We start from the raw sequence: 14,231 nt of genomic DNA on the forward strand, positions 1-14,231 counted from the left end.
TATTATATATGATGTAACTTCCTAAAACGCATCTACATTACATCCTTCACAAAAGAGTCATTTCTCCATCCAAAAAGTTGTAACAATTGCGGTACAGGGGGTCAGAGCATTTGTCCCACTTTTCATGTACTTTTCACGTCTCCGCTTTATTATTCAGCCCTTTTTAAAAGCTCTTGATAAAGTGAAACTTCATTCAGTAGGGGCTTCCTTCCCTCCCCACTGAATGTTAGTTGAACAGAATCAGGGATTTACGGACTGTATATCCCCCACCTTCACATGTTGGGTGGGCTTCCCTCATGTTTAGATGTGGGGGTATTACAGACCCATTAATGCGTGATAAATCGGATAATATTTTTCCCAATATTCTTTTCGGTTCTCAATCGATTTACCGTCGAGTAGAGCTTCAATCACGTCTAAACAAACATGCCAGCCGGTTAAATCTTTAGCTGTATGGTCGTCGATTTCGTACAAAAATTCCCTAAACGTAAGCTCACAGCCACCTGCTGTTTCCTTTAATTCAAAACGAACCGTATTCTTAGGTGGCCATGTAAAGGAGAATCGTTTATTCGTTTCTACATCAAGTATCTCAATTTGTTCATAGTTTCCATCGCCAAAATTAAAGTGAATGGCTCCTCCAGGTTCTAATGACTGTATTTCTAATTCAGCAAAACCATTGCTTTAGTTTTTCATTTTCTGTTAAGTATGCCCAAACTTCCGCTGCTGAATGGTTTAACCTTCGTACATATACAGCTGTCTTGACTTGGTCTAACTTTTCAATTCTTGCGATCACTGGATTAGCTCCTTTGTATTAATTAGTTCCTGTATTCTTATGTTTTTATTTTAACCGTAGATAATCATTTCATCCCAAATCAATATAGCTTATTGCTCACTCACTTTTAACGCGCTTCCTCCGCTTTAGCCATTGAACGAGCTCATGGATAATAAAGAGAACGATACCAATTTCCAGTGCATGATCTGCTACATTAAGAATTCCGCCAGAACGAACAATGAAATCTGTCACTTGCCCATGTAATAACCGGTCCATTCCATTCCCCACCGCTCCCCCAACAAGGAAACCTAGACTGATATCGATGAGTGGCCCTCTCCACGCTTCACTCCTTCTCAAATAAAAGATGAAAATCACAAATAATACGGAGATAATCCCGAAAGCTCTTGCATATCCAGGGAAAAAGCCACCTGCCATGCCACTATTTTCAATGTAAGTGAACTCGATTCCCGCCCAAGTCACTTTTTCATACAAAGCCAAATTCATTCTGACAAAGACCTTCGTTGCTTGATCAATTAAAACGACAATAATAGTAATAAGGTAAAATAACATAAGAACCTACTTTCTCGGTACTCAATCAAAGAATTCCATATGAGGTTTGTCTGCTCGATAATAATCTAATCGCTCTTCCAGTGTACCTGTATGGAATTCAAATTTATGCCCGTCTGGATCTGTGAAATAAATGGATTTCTTGTCTTTCTTATCACGGGGACGCCCTTCCAAAATATGCACATTTAACTGCTCTAGTTTGTTATACATTTTTTCAAAATCCGCTTCAGCTATAGAGAATGCAAGATGTGTATAGGATTGGTGAATTTCGTTACGCGGGATGTCCTTTTCTTCATTCAGCGCTAGCCACATTCCGTTCAAATCAAAATAAGCAGTCGTTCGGCCTTTAACAAGTAATCTCGCGTCAAATACTTTCTCGTAGAAAACGATTGAGGTCTCCAAGTTGGAAACGGAAAAAAGTAAATGATTAAGTCCTTTAATGGACATTGTAGCACTCCCCTTCTCATATCTTCTATGTATATATAAAGCTTAAAACGAAGGTCTGCCCTTGTATCAGAGTATGACACAATAACAGACCTTAACGTTTAATATCTATTTAATCTCATCAACCTATTCGTATTATAACTAAAACAAGCAGTTAGTAGAATCATTTTGTATCACTTCTTGTAAAATGAAAACACAACTGGGACAAGTGCTCTGACCCCTTGTCCCAATTCACTAAATCATTTTTCTTTGAAAGTAAATATATCCGCCTAGGAAAAATATGATGAAGCTTCCTCCAACTACTGTTAGCACTTGTTCCCAGGGAACGAAGAATACGTCATCTGCGCTTCCCCCAATGTACATCATGGAAAAAGGTTGTGCCCAAGGGTAGAAGGGACCGAACCGTTCCGAGTTCACTGCTAATATCGTTGGTAAAGTGAAAATGACATTTACAGCAAATGGAGCGGCAAAGCTTTTAAAGACGATTGACATCCATAATTGCAGGGCGACAAGTGGAAATGTAGCAAGCCAACCGCCAATAATACTCTTCCAAATGATTTCCAATGGAAATGGGTCTGTAAATCCATTTATTATTCCAACGATATAAATAGCTCCAAGGTAAAGTAATTGGATTAGAAAAACAAGCAATAACAGGAGCACATATTTGGAAATAAATACATTCCCCCGTGTTACCGGTAATGCTAATAATTGTTTCCATCCACCTGCCTGATGTTCATACCTGCAAATGCTGCTAGCTAATACACCTGTAATCAATGGTAAAAATAATAGAGCATAAGTTAGATTCATTGATAGAACAGCCAAGTACCATTTATTAAATCCACCTTCCATAGAATCATAGTTAAACAGGGCACCGATGATAATCGCAATGAATGGACCAGCAAATATAATCGGTAAAATTTTTGACTTTCGCAATTTGTACCATTCAGACCGTAGAACAGCTCCCATCTATTTCACATCCCTTCTTGTGAAGTCGAGCATGCCCATGACATACAATAGGCATCCAACACCAAGACCTAACAATACATTTATCAACGGCTCATCCCATTGATTCATTAAGGACGGCCATTTCCAAATCATCCAATCTGGCAACATATAAGCGGAATAAGCAAAAATCACACCAAATATACCAGTTGTGATCGGCACCCCCTGGTTCTTACTGACCGTCGCAATCCATAGCTGTAATGCTAACACAGGCAACGCAGCAAAATATGGATAGAAACTATACTTCACCAATTCCCACCACGGAATTGCTTCATCAAATGAAAGGAAAATGCCAAATCCAAGTGTAAATAGCATTAATAAAATGGATGAGATGAACAACAGACAGGCAAGAATTGTAAACTTTGATAAATAAACCATCATCTTGGAAACCGGGAGAGAAATGAGCTGTTTCCAAGCATTGGTCTCATTTTCTATACTTGCTATGAAGGAGGTAAATATCGCAATACCTAATACAAGGGCAAGCGGGGTAAACACACTTATATTTTGTAAGTAATACAACCAATCATTCTCACTTTGCTGCAATAAATATTCTTTTCTTACACCATAATTTACCATCTGCAACGCAACGACCCCAATAGGTCCGAGAAACGTTAAAAACCAGAATCCTTTCCGCTTTATTTTCAAAAAGTCAGTTTGCATCATGCTGATCATACCGCTGAATCCTCCCTCGTCATGGAAAGAAAAATATCTTCCAGCGATCTTTTCTCTTCTTCCACCCGATAGATGGATAGATTCGCCTGCACGAGTAGTCTGACTGCCTCTGCAACCATTTCATTGGAACTTTCATGCAACATAATTAAACCATTTTCATGCTCCACCTTCATTCCATTTGCCAGCAATAAACGCCATGCTTGTTCCGCTTGACTAACTTTTAATGAAATGGCATGGCCTGCTAACGTTCGCATTGTCTCAATAGAATCTTGGAAAATCATTTTTCCCTTTGTAACAATACCTACTGTTGTTGCCATTTGGTCGATTTCAGTCAATAAATGGCTGGAAATAAGCACCGTCATTCCAAACTCTTCTGGCAGCCGTTTAATTAACTCGCGTATTTCAATAATGCCTGAAGGATCCAACCCATTCGTTGGCTCATCTAAAATAAGCAACTGTGGTTGATTTAATAAGGACATAGCAATGCCAAGCCGTTGCTTCATCCCGAGAGAGAAACCTTTCACCTTTTTGTCAGCTACTTCTGTTAGCCGAACAATCTCCAACACTTCATAAATTCTTTGCTTCGGAACCCCTATTATTTTTCGTAATGCTTCTAAGTTTTCATAGGCTGTTAAATGCGGGTAATAGGATGGGTTCTCAACTAACGAACCAACTTTTGCTAATATATTTTTTCGTTGTTGTTTTATATCTTGTCCGAAGATACGAATCCTTCCTGAAGTTGGTTTCATTAAGCCCAAGAGCATCCGGATCGTTGTCGTCTTTCCCGCTCCATTCGGTCCTAAAAATCCATAAATCTCTCCTTTTGAGATTTTCATATTCAATCCTTCTACCGCTAAGTCTTTTCCAAAACGCTTTGATAAGTTTGATGTTTCTACAATGTATTCCATTTTCTCACCTCACTTTTATCTTAAAGAATGAGGTTTAAAAACAAGGTTGGAACTTGTTTAAATTTTGTTTAAAAAAAGTGTACGCGGACAGAAGGTTATCAGCACATACACTCTTTGATATATTTATTTCTTATGATATTTGATTATTTTAACGGTTGTTCCATTGTTACTGGAATGAATCTCCCAATCTAAATTTAATCCCTGCACCATCATATCTATAATAGATAGTCCAATGCCTGCACCACTATACTCCGACCCCTTCTCGATTCCATCTCCTTTATCGATAAACAGAAGTGCATCATAGGTCTCAGTCGTTTTCGTTTTTACTTCTACATACTTTCCTTCCTTTGTATGCCTTAAAATATTTTGCAGCACGTTATCTATGATTCGGCTTATCCAAACAGGATCAACCTCCCAATAACTGCTATCCAATGGTTGCAAATCAATGTTAATTTCGAAGCCTTCCTTTTCAAACACGGGATACCAAGTGGCTAAATGCTCCCGAACGTAACGTACAATGTCAATCTCTTTTCGCTTGATTTGGTACTTACTCGCCGTAAGCAGGGTGTACGACATCAGATTCTCAATTAACCGGTCCATATCTTTAATCGAGACTTCTAATTGTTGAATAGCCTTATTCCACTCCGCACCTTGATCCATTTTCGAGATGGAATAGGATTGTGCCCGTAACTTAGTCAGTGGTGTTCTTAAGTCATGAGAAAGATTCGCAATTAATTCTTTTCGCAGTCGCTCTTCTTCCTGCTCCCGCTGTTTGCTTTTTCTTAGTTCGTCAACCATTTGATTAAACGTTTGTTCTAATTGGCCAATTTCATCTTTTTTCTTAACTGGAATGGCTAGTGGCAAACCGTCGACATCCCTTATTTCCATTGCTTCTTGAAGGTGTAAAAGCCGTTTTCTAATCCGGTGGAAAAATAGAAAGGATACGATAATGAACAATAAAACAATCGACAATAGTCCGATTATCAAAATATCCCCATAATGATCGTAAACAGACTGCATTGGGAGTTGCAGGGCCTCGCGAGGTATTTCAAAAACAATAAAACCATCCGATTCTTCCATTAATGTAATGACAGTAAAAGGATCACCATCATACCGGCTTTTAATAAAGGATGCAGTTTCTCTTGCACTCCACTCCGTTGGAATATCATGATTGCTACCAATTTTTTCTCGTAATATCCCGGACCCATCTACCCAAAACATTGTAGCCTCAGGAAAGTCTTCTTTCCATTTAGCAAAGTGTTGCTGGATAACCTCTTCTGAAATCTGTTCTAGATGGCTCGCATCTTCATGCCATCTTTCTTCAATCGTTTCCGTGTCTATTCCCTCTTTAAGATAACGGTTTTCAACATTTTCGGCGAATCCGTATACAAATAGTCCAATCGTTATGGAAGCAATTTGTACTAAAGAAATTGCGATCACGATTAGGAGCATGTATTTTGCCAACAGAGACCTGAAGAAATTCCTCATTGTTTCACCCGATATCCAATACCGCGAATCGTTTCAATGACTGTTGGTACAGATGGATTTTCTTCAATTTTTTCTCGTAAATATCGGATATGCACCATTAATGTTTTATCACCTTCGATATAGCTCTCTCCCCAGATACCTTCATATAATTGCTCTTTTGTTAATATTTGATTTAAGTGTCGGATAAAGTACTGGAATAAATGATATTGTTTACCTGTTAATAATATTTCCTCCTCATTATTTTTGTTGATAATCCGCATGCCTTTCGGGTAAATCTGCAAATGCTTAATTTCTAATACTTCGTCATGTCGCTGGAACCTTCGCAGCAATACTTCAATCCGGGCAGCGAGTTCATCGGGATGAAAGGGTTTTGTCACATAATCGTCTGCAAAACGGAGACCTTCCAGTCTATCCTCCACGGCAGTTCGAGCCGAAAGCATAATAATTGGTATATCTGGTGCACTTTTTTTCAGACGCTTGCCAAGAGAAAATCCATCTAATCCAGGCAGCATTACATCTAAAATCGCTAAATCTATCGAAGTCAAATAGCTCTCCATATTTTCCCCAGACTGCAGCCATGTTATTTTATAACCTCTTTCCGTTAAATCTGTTGAGACCCAATGACCTATTTCTTTATCATCTTCAATATATAATATATGAACCATATGCCCCTCCATTTATTATTCATGTTTTTTTATTATCATTTACTCTATTCTTTTATCTTAGCATAGTTAAAACCTATCATTACGATAGAAAATTTCTAATTGTTATAGCTACCTACTTGTTCTAAGCTAAATATAAGAGAAAAAGGAGGTATTCACATGCAGAAAGCAATATTTTATCATGCGGGTTGTCCAGTATGCGTCAATGCGGAAAAAATGGTATTAGATTATCTAGATGATTCGAAAGTAGATTTAGAAATTGTCCATTTCGAGGAAAATCCTTCTAGAATCAATGAAGCAGAAGAGGCTGGAGTAAAATCTGTTCCAGCATTAGTGCTGAACGGACAGACCTATCATATTAATTACGGCGCAAGTATGGAAGATGTTAAAAAAGACTAAAAACCAAAACAACACCCGAACCAATCTCCCTAGGGCGACGGTTCGGGCGTTCTTGTCAGTGGGACAGGGGGTTGGGACAGGGGGTCAGAGCACTTGTCCCACTGTATTTTCATAATTTATAGAAATATAATTGATAAAACAATTCAGACAACTTAGTACCTGAACTGCTTTTTTCATGGATTGATGTTAATAGCCTGCTCCTCTACCCCACCTGCTACTGCTTTCGTCACTTCTCCGATAAAGGCTCTGGTTGCTGTACACATGAATTTATCTTTTCGATAGATAATACCAATTTCCCTTTGTGGGGTTGGATTTAGTATTTTCACAACTTTTATATCTTGATTATTTAAATGTTCCAAGTACGGCAGTGGTAAAATGGGGGCTCCCATACCTTTTTCCGTCAGTTGGATAATTGATTCCAATGTTGTCAGCTCAAGTGCCGGATTAATCGTGATCCCGACAGTTCGAGCGTAGCCCTTAATTAACTGCCGAAGTTGATAATTTTCCGGCATAAGTATTAATGGGATATTGGTAATTTGATCAAAGTTTACTGCCGACTTTATCGCAAGTGGATGACCTTTGGGAACAGCAAGTGCCAGTTCCTCTGTATATAATGAAATTTCCTCCAACTCATCATTTCCATTCGGCAGGAACGTAAGACCAAGATCCAGTTTATTTTCCAGTATGCTTCTTTCAATCTCTTCTGTCCGCAATCCATGGACAGACAGTTTGATATTCGGATAAAGAGCTTTGAAGCGAACTAGTGCAGGAGGAAGTAGGTAATTCATACAAGTAAGCAAGGATCCGATTGTAAGCCTTCCTCTTTCCAACCCATTCAGTTCTCCAATTGCCGCTTGTGCTTGTTCCAATTCATAGAAAATCTGCTTACAATGCTTATATAAAATCTCTCCGGCCTCCGTTAATGCAGTCTTTTTCCCTATCCGGTCAAAGAGCGGAATTCCTACCTCGCCTTCTAAAACTTTGATTTGCTGGCTTAATGTCGGCTGGGCAATGTTCAATTTCTCAGCAGCCCTCGTAAAATGCAGTTCTTCACATACAGTCATGAAATATTCCAGCTGTCTTAATTCCATTAAATCCCTCCTCCATCTTTATTATGGTCTAAACATCCATATACCGAACAACCTCAATAACTTTTCCATTATTTCCATTAAATCATAACCAACACACCCTGTATAGAAATCGGGACAAGTGCTCTGACCCCCGTGTCCCACTGGGACAATGGGGTCAGAGCACTTGTCCCACTCCAGCACTTTTAACCTAAGTTCTCATAAACTATTGTGGGCTAATTTTATAAAAAGGAGTGGTTCCAGTGAGTAGAATCAATTTCAAATCCTTTACCGGCCGCGTCACAAGTGTAGATGACTTTCCGATGTATCCGCCTAATGATAATTTCGGTTGTTACAAGTTTATATCTGTTCAGAATGATGCCGGTACTGTCGTTAACTTCGTTGCAGGACCAGATACGTTCTTTCTATATCAGGAAAAAATCAAAGTCGGGGATCAGATCACCGGTTATTATGATGGGGATGCAGCCACAATTTTAATTTATCCACCGCAATACCGGGCATTAGTTATCGTGAAGGAAAATCCATATAGCCAAGTAAAGGTAAGTTATTTTAATGAGCAATTAATCAGCAGTGACGGCTCTTTGCAGCTAAATATCGGTCCTGATACACAGATGCAATTAACAAACGGGCAAGACTTCAAACAAAACCCTGCAAGGAGAAATTTAATTGTTGTTTATGGTGCAGCAACAAAGAGTATTCCAGCCCAAACAACCCCTTATGAAATAATTATTTTTTGCCGGTAAACTGGGACAGGGGGTCAGAGCATTTGTCCCAGTTGGGACAGATGCTCTGACCCCCTGTCCCCGAATTAAGTGTTGACTTTTTTCTTGTTTCGGTATATTCTATTATTTAACTAATTTCTTAATATTTTTTTCTTATCAAGAGAGGTGGAGGGACTGGCCCTTTGAGACCTCGGCAACAGGCTTTTGTAGTACTGTGCCAATTCCAGGAGCATGCATTTGCTCGAAGATAAGAAGAGCCAGCAGATATGCTACCTAACCCTCTTCTTATTTCAAGAAGAGGGTTTTTATAATTTTAGGGGGGATGAAATTGACGACAATACAAGCAGCAATAGAATTACAAAAAGCAATCTCACTACTGAAAGAAAAAGAATGGGTTGATTTGACTCACACTTTCGGCCCTGATTCACCGCATTTTGCAGCATTTGATGATGCCGCATTCAAGACACTTTACAACCATGACGATGGGTTCTTTGCCCAACAGTTCTCTTTTGCCGGACAATACGGTACTCATATCGATGCTCCAATTCATTTCGTAAGACATCAGCGCTACCTCGATGAACTTAAATTAAAAGAACTTGTCTTACCGCTCATAGTCATTGATAAATCAAGGGAAGCAGCACATAACCATGACTTCACCTTGACGAAAGAAGATATCCTCAAATTCGAAGCAGTCCACGGTGAAATTGAAGCAGGCACATTTGTCGCCTTACGTACCGATTGGAGCAAGCGGTGGCCAGATAAAGAGCGTTTTGAGAATAAGGATGAAGACGGTAATCCACATCTTCCCGGCTGGGGAATAGACGCTCTCGAATTCCTATTTGAAGAAAGAAAAATCAAAGCAGTCGGCCACGAAACCTTTGACACCGACTCCGCTATCGACGCTGCAAAAAACGGCAGACTCATCGGAGAATATTACGTACTAGAGCAAGACACCTATCAGATCGAACTGCTAACCAATCTGGATAAAGTTCCAACAAAAGGTGCCATCATTTTCAATATCGTTCCAAAGCCTGAAAAAGCAAGTGGATTTCCTGTACGATCGTTCGCAATACTACCCTAAATTAAATCTCTCACAACTGAAGTCACGAGTATTCTTGGTTTATTCATAAAGTGAAACTTCATTCAGTGAGGGTAGCACAGAAGCAAAAAAAGTATGGGGTAATATAAAAGCATAGCTCCCCTTAAATCAAAGGTGGAAGTGCCCTTACAGTAAAAGATGATCGGCTAGAAAAACATTTCTGCCGATCATCTTTTTGAATATATTATTACCAAAATCAGTAAAAATGAAACTTTCCCACCCCTTTTTCCGTACCACCTAGAGAACACGATAGAGGAGGGAATAAAATGACCGAAATTGCAATGCAATTGACGAATGTCCGAAAACGTATCGGCAATAAGGAAATCATAAAAGGCCTTTCCTTTACCATTAATAGAGGGGAAGTATTCGGCTTCATTGGACCAAATGGTGCCGGGAAAACGACGACAATCCGTATGATGGTAGGGTTAATGAAACTCACAGAAGGCGACGTACATATTCTCGGCAAAAGTATTAAAACAGAATTTAAAGAAGCAATCCGTGAAGTTGGCGGAATCGTTGAAAATCCAGAGCTCTACCCCTTTTTAACAGGCGCACAAAACTTAAAACAATATGCAAGGATGATTCCAGGGATTACGCAGGAAAGAATTGATGAGACGGTTAAACTTGTCGGTCTGGAAAAAGTAATGAATGAAAAAGTTGGCCGATACTCACTTGGGATGCGACAACGAATAGGAATCGCCCAAGCTTTATTGCATAAGCCATCCGTTCTCATACTCGACGAACCGACGAATGGACTAGACCCTGCCGGCATTCGAGAAATCAGACAATATATCCGGAAACTTGCAACCGAACATAATGTTGCAGTTATCATTTCCAGCCACCTATTGTCCGAAATCGAGTTAATGTGCGACCGGATCGGCATTATTAAAAATGGCGAACTTGTGGCGATTCAAGCTGTGAAAGAAAATACACCAGCAGGCGAACAACAACTGCTGCAAGTGGAAATGGAAGCAACACCACTTGAAAAAGCCCTAGAAGTCGTCAATCGTAAAACACCTGCCGCCCAAACAAACGGTAAAATCACGTTCCAAACCGAGAAGGAGAATATCCCGCTACTCATTTCCGATTTGGTGAAAGAAAATATTCTCATTTATGAAGTGCAAGTCACCAAATCAACTCTCGAAGATAAATTCTTTGATCTGATTGGAGAGAATATCATTGACTAATTTTCTAAATCTCATACAAAATGAAGTGATTAAAATCTACCGTTTGAAATCGACTTGGGCAATGTATATCATACTGGCATTAATCATTATTGGGGTCGGCCTGTTGGCAAAAACTTATGGGGACTTTATGACATATGAAGAAGATACGTGGAGAGAGACGCTGGAAACAGAGAATGCCGAATACATGAAAGATACGGAAGAATTTCCCGATATGGAGTCCTTTAATTCAACGTTCATCGAAATCAATAATTATTATTTAGAACATGATATTATGCCTGAAAGTTACGGTGCGTGGCAATTTGTAATGGAAAATGAGATGCTGCTTTCCCTTGTCAGTCTCTTTACCATCATCGTTGCTGCCGGTATTCTTGCTAACGAATTCCGCTGGGGAACGATTAAGCTGCTGCTCATCCGACCAATTTCACGGACGAAAATCTTAATATCAAAATATAGCGCCGTACTAATATTTTCATTTATAACGTTTTTATTCGTGCTCCTCTTCTCATGGATTATCGGAGGAATTTTCATCGGCTTTGACGGGATGAATCCTCATATCGTTCTTGAAAAAGGCGATGGAGTGGAATATGTTCCAGTTATTGGGGAGATTATAACCGATTACGGCTTCAGTCTCGTGAACTTGCTTATGATGGCGACATTCGCCTTTATGATCTCTTCCATTTTCAGAAACAGCGCGTTAGCAATTGGACTCGCAATTTTTCTTATGCTAGCTGGAAACCAGATTGTGTTCTTCTTCATAGAACGGGACTGGGCGAAATACATTCTATTTGCAAATACAGACCTATCCCAGTACTTTAACGGGAACACACCAGTGATAGAAGAAATGACACTCGGTTTTTCCGTTACCGTACTAGTTGTCTATTATATTATTTTTGCAGTGATCTCCTGGTTCTTCTTTGCGAAGCGGGATGTTGCAGGACACTAACGAATTAAAAGGTTCCGCCAATGAGCGGAACCTTTTATTGTATATCCCAGTTTCATTTAAAATGCTGTACAATCTTTCCTTTTCCATCAGCTACTTCAACTTCCGCATACGCTCCATTTATAAATGTGATCTGGGGTGGAACATGCCCACAGTCCACATCATAGATAATTGGAACTTGAAGTTCTTCATATAAATCATTATAAACATCTTCAACTGTATAGTTATCTACTGGATCGTTCGCTGGACTTCTGCCAAACATAATTCCTGCACATTCTTTAAACCAACCTGCAAGCTTCATCTGCACAAGCGTTCTCCGTAAGTCCGTAGTTGCTAATTCACAGTTTTCCATAACCCAAATGATCGGCTCTCCCTTTGTAAACTGTTTACGAAAACGAGCAATATCCCCATATTCTGTCCCAATCAGATGTCTGATTACATCAATACAACCACCTAGAAGACGCCCTTCCATTTTTACGCTTTCCTCTGTAACACTCTTCCACCTTGTTGGTTCTGTTAAATTAAAGATATGGGGCGTCGGATTATCAAATTGCCATTCTTTTTGATATTTCCGAGAAGAATATTGAACAACAGAGTTCCCCTGCTTCGTTGATAATACCTGCTCCCACATAGCCGTAGTCGGATCAGAGGATTCTCCTCTTACATCTATAAGATTCGTGCCATGTGCAGTTGCAATTCCGGTTTTCAACGTAATGGCGAGTAATAACAAGCTCGTGTCCGAATAACCTAGTATCCACTTTGATTGGATTTTTTCAAAATTCACGTGTTCGAGCATTTCAATCAGAAGTTCCCCGCCCCAAGGAGGGAATATCAATTGAACAGCTTCATCATCCATTAATCTATTAAATTCAGCCGCTCTCTCCAATGCTGGTGCCGCCTTCGCTTTATCTTGATTCCAAACCGTCTTTCCAATTTGCATGCGATACCCTTTTCCTTCTAACCGCTTCCTAGCTTTGTGGATTAATTCATGTAATTCCAGTGACACACCTGACGACGGAGCTGTAACGCCGATTGTCGCTTCTTTTTCAAGTATTGGAAACTGAATCGCTTGCATTCCATACGCCCCTTTTTCAAATAAATATTTAGGATAGAATAGCACTTTTAATTCATAATTACAATACTTCTAAAAATAACGCCAATAATACCCCCTAGAAATGCCAATGCTATTCCAAAAACATACGTTACAACCGCGTAAAAGAAAAACTCCCGTCTATCCCCCCTTCTCCACAACGAACTCATCTCGAGTTTCAACGTTGAAAATGTCGTAAAGGCACCTAAGAAACCTGTTCCTAATAGGAGAAGTAATAGCGCGTCCACCCCAGTCCCCATAAGAAACCCGAGCATGAATGCCCCTGTCAGATTGACGAGGAGTGTACCCACCGGTATAGCTTTTTCCGGATTGTTCAATTTTCTTGAAATCATATAACGTGCAATCGCACCGAAGAACCCGCCAATGCCAACGAGCAATAATTGCAGCCAGCTCATTTTTCCCCCACTCCTCTACTCACTCGAAAACCAATTTCACTCATCCCTAGCCCGCCAACCAGACTTACTAAAATATAGACACATCCGAGCAGCACCGACTGTTCCTGAAACAACTCAACCGTTTCTACACTGACAGCGGAGAATGTAGTGAACGAGCCGACAAAACCCGTTGTTATCGCTGTTTTCAGCATTTCATCCAGATGAATCCTTTTAAACAGTCCGTAAGTCAGCCACGCAAGTAAAAAGCTCCCTATCAAATTAACCAATAACGTCGCATAGGGAAAAACATGTTCTGTCATAATTAGAATTCCTATACTATACCGCAGCATCGCACCGAGTGCTCCGACAAGTCCAATATAGATATAAATCATTCATCCAACATCCTTTTTATCACGTATTAACAGTCTGTAATATACCCATCTCTAAGCATGAGGGAAAACCAAAATGTTAAGGAGGGCGATATACAGTCCGTAAATCCCTGATTCTGTTCAACTAACATTCAGTGGAGGAGAAGGACCCCCCCCCGCTGAATGAAGTTTCACTTTATTAAGATATTAACGCAAGCAACTGTCGCATTTGTAAAAGTCAAAGCAGTTCAGCCATCCTATCGAGCATACATAATGCGCAAAATGGGAGAATAAAACGAGAGATGATTACTACAATTGCTAGCTTGCTTAAATTGTTTCAGGTTGCGAAAATTAAGTTATAATAAATAGTAATATATGCTTGCATCTCTCATCGAATCAGAGTAAAATTTCTATGTTTAGTACAGAATATC

Annotated in this window: 18 protein-coding genes and 1 riboswitch; of the genes, 5 read left to right on the forward strand and 13 right to left on the reverse strand. The window is 39.6% G+C overall.

The features are described 5' to 3' along the window. Positions 1 to 315 precede the first annotated feature (315 nt). The 9 genes from SPD53_RS15010 to SPD53_RS15050 form a co-directional block, all read right to left on the reverse strand. Positions 316 to 654 carry an SRPBCC domain-containing protein gene (locus SPD53_RS15010; protein WP_156857067.1) on the reverse strand — a complete coding sequence of 113 codons (339 nt, stop codon included), beginning with the start codon at positions 652 to 654 and terminating at the stop codon, positions 316 to 318. Positions 655 to 661: 7 nt separating this feature from the next. Then, positions 662 to 790 (reverse strand): hypothetical protein, encoded by a 129-nt coding sequence (locus tag SPD53_RS15015; RefSeq protein WP_255454396.1) that lies wholly within the window; start codon positions 788 to 790, stop codon positions 662 to 664. A 96-nt stretch (positions 791 to 886) separates the two neighbouring features. Next, on the reverse strand, positions 887 to 1,339 hold the full coding sequence (gene lspA / locus SPD53_RS15020; protein ID WP_156857066.1) for a signal peptidase II: 453 nt from the start codon (positions 1,337 to 1,339) through the stop codon (positions 887 to 889). Positions 1,340 to 1,360: 21 nt separating this feature from the next. Continuing rightward, positions 1,361 to 1,783, reverse strand: a complete 423-nt coding sequence (fosM, locus tag SPD53_RS15025) for a FosM family fosfomycin resistance protein (RefSeq protein WP_336253053.1) — start codon at positions 1,781 to 1,783, stop codon at positions 1,361 to 1,363. A 231-nt stretch (positions 1,784 to 2,014) separates the two neighbouring features. Then, positions 2,015 to 2,746, reverse strand: a complete 732-nt coding sequence (locus tag SPD53_RS15030) for an ABC transporter permease (protein WP_156857064.1) — start codon at positions 2,744 to 2,746, stop codon at positions 2,015 to 2,017. Continuing rightward, the gene (locus tag SPD53_RS15035; RefSeq protein WP_156857063.1) at positions 2,747 to 3,454 is read right to left on the reverse strand and encodes an ABC transporter permease; all 708 of its coding nucleotides are present in this window, start codon (positions 3,452 to 3,454) and stop codon (positions 2,747 to 2,749) included. Next, complete coding sequence (locus SPD53_RS15040; protein WP_156857062.1) at positions 3,451 to 4,362, reverse strand: ABC transporter ATP-binding protein; 912 nt, start codon at positions 4,360 to 4,362, stop codon at positions 3,451 to 3,453. The genes SPD53_RS15035 and SPD53_RS15040 overlap by 4 nt, the downstream gene beginning before the upstream one ends. 123 nt (positions 4,363 to 4,485) lie before the next feature. After that, the gene (locus SPD53_RS15045; RefSeq protein ID WP_336253054.1) at positions 4,486 to 5,826 is read right to left on the reverse strand and encodes a sensor histidine kinase; all 1,341 of its coding nucleotides are present in this window, start codon (positions 5,824 to 5,826) and stop codon (positions 4,486 to 4,488) included. Between the two features lie 20 nt (positions 5,827 to 5,846). After that, positions 5,847 to 6,515 carry a response regulator transcription factor gene (locus SPD53_RS15050; RefSeq protein WP_156857060.1) on the reverse strand — a complete coding sequence of 223 codons (669 nt, stop codon included), beginning with the start codon at positions 6,513 to 6,515 and terminating at the stop codon, positions 5,847 to 5,849. Between the two features lie 156 nt (positions 6,516 to 6,671). Between SPD53_RS15050 and SPD53_RS15055 the strand changes: the two genes are divergently transcribed. Next, positions 6,672 to 6,911: a thioredoxin family protein gene (locus SPD53_RS15055; RefSeq protein WP_156857059.1), complete on the forward strand. Its 240-nt coding sequence runs from the start codon at positions 6,672 to 6,674 to the stop codon at positions 6,909 to 6,911. A 173-nt stretch (positions 6,912 to 7,084) separates the two neighbouring features. Here the strand turns inward: SPD53_RS15055 and SPD53_RS15060 are convergent, their stop codons facing one another. After that, positions 7,085 to 8,002: a LysR family transcriptional regulator gene (locus SPD53_RS15060; RefSeq protein WP_156857058.1), complete on the reverse strand. Its 918-nt coding sequence runs from the start codon at positions 8,000 to 8,002 to the stop codon at positions 7,085 to 7,087. Positions 8,003 to 8,301: 299 nt separating this feature from the next. Between SPD53_RS15060 and SPD53_RS15065 the strand changes: the two genes are divergently transcribed. The 4 genes from SPD53_RS15065 to SPD53_RS15080 all read left to right on the forward strand — a co-directional run bounded on the left by SPD53_RS15065 (position 8,302) and on the right by SPD53_RS15080 (position 11,950). Continuing rightward, positions 8,302 to 8,742, forward strand: a complete 441-nt coding sequence (locus SPD53_RS15065) for a hypothetical protein (protein WP_188859326.1) — start codon at positions 8,302 to 8,304, stop codon at positions 8,740 to 8,742. Between the two features lie 129 nt (positions 8,743 to 8,871). Continuing rightward, a riboswitch (SAM riboswitch) is annotated at positions 8,872 to 8,975 on the forward strand. A 74-nt stretch (positions 8,976 to 9,049) separates the two neighbouring features. Then, complete coding sequence (locus tag SPD53_RS15070) at positions 9,050 to 9,802, forward strand: cyclase family protein (protein WP_336253662.1); 753 nt, start codon at positions 9,050 to 9,052, stop codon at positions 9,800 to 9,802. Positions 9,803 to 10,086: 284 nt separating this feature from the next. After that, positions 10,087 to 11,007 carry an ABC transporter ATP-binding protein gene (locus SPD53_RS15075; RefSeq protein WP_156857056.1) on the forward strand — a complete coding sequence of 307 codons (921 nt, stop codon included), beginning with the start codon at positions 10,087 to 10,089 and terminating at the stop codon, positions 11,005 to 11,007. Continuing rightward, positions 11,000 to 11,950, forward strand: a complete 951-nt coding sequence (locus tag SPD53_RS15080) for an ABC transporter permease (RefSeq protein ID WP_336253056.1) — start codon at positions 11,000 to 11,002, stop codon at positions 11,948 to 11,950. The genes SPD53_RS15075 and SPD53_RS15080 overlap by 8 nt, the downstream gene beginning before the upstream one ends. Positions 11,951 to 12,002: 52 nt before the next feature. Here the strand turns inward: SPD53_RS15080 and SPD53_RS15085 are convergent, their stop codons facing one another. Genes SPD53_RS15085 through crcB (SPD53_RS15095) form a run of 3 tightly spaced genes read right to left on the reverse strand, consistent with a single transcriptional unit; the run spans position 12,003 to position 13,824 of the window. Then, complete coding sequence (locus SPD53_RS15085) at positions 12,003 to 13,022, reverse strand: S66 family peptidase (RefSeq protein WP_156857054.1); 1,020 nt, start codon at positions 13,020 to 13,022, stop codon at positions 12,003 to 12,005. Between the two features lie 47 nt (positions 13,023 to 13,069). Further along, positions 13,070 to 13,453 carry a fluoride efflux transporter CrcB gene (gene crcB, locus SPD53_RS15090; RefSeq protein ID WP_336253057.1) on the reverse strand — a complete coding sequence of 128 codons (384 nt, stop codon included), beginning with the start codon at positions 13,451 to 13,453 and terminating at the stop codon, positions 13,070 to 13,072. After that, positions 13,450 to 13,824, reverse strand: coding sequence for a fluoride efflux transporter CrcB (crcB, locus tag SPD53_RS15095; protein ID WP_336253058.1), 375 nt, complete (start codon positions 13,822 to 13,824; stop codon positions 13,450 to 13,452). The genes crcB (SPD53_RS15090) and crcB (SPD53_RS15095) overlap by 4 nt, the downstream gene beginning before the upstream one ends. Positions 13,825 to 14,231: the final 407 nt, after the last annotated feature.

The sequence above is a fragment of the Oceanobacillus sp. MO10714A genome (assembly GCF_037072045.1).
GTDB classification, from domain to species: Bacteria; Bacillota; Bacilli; order Bacillales; family Amphibacillaceae; genus Oceanobacillus; species Oceanobacillus indicireducens.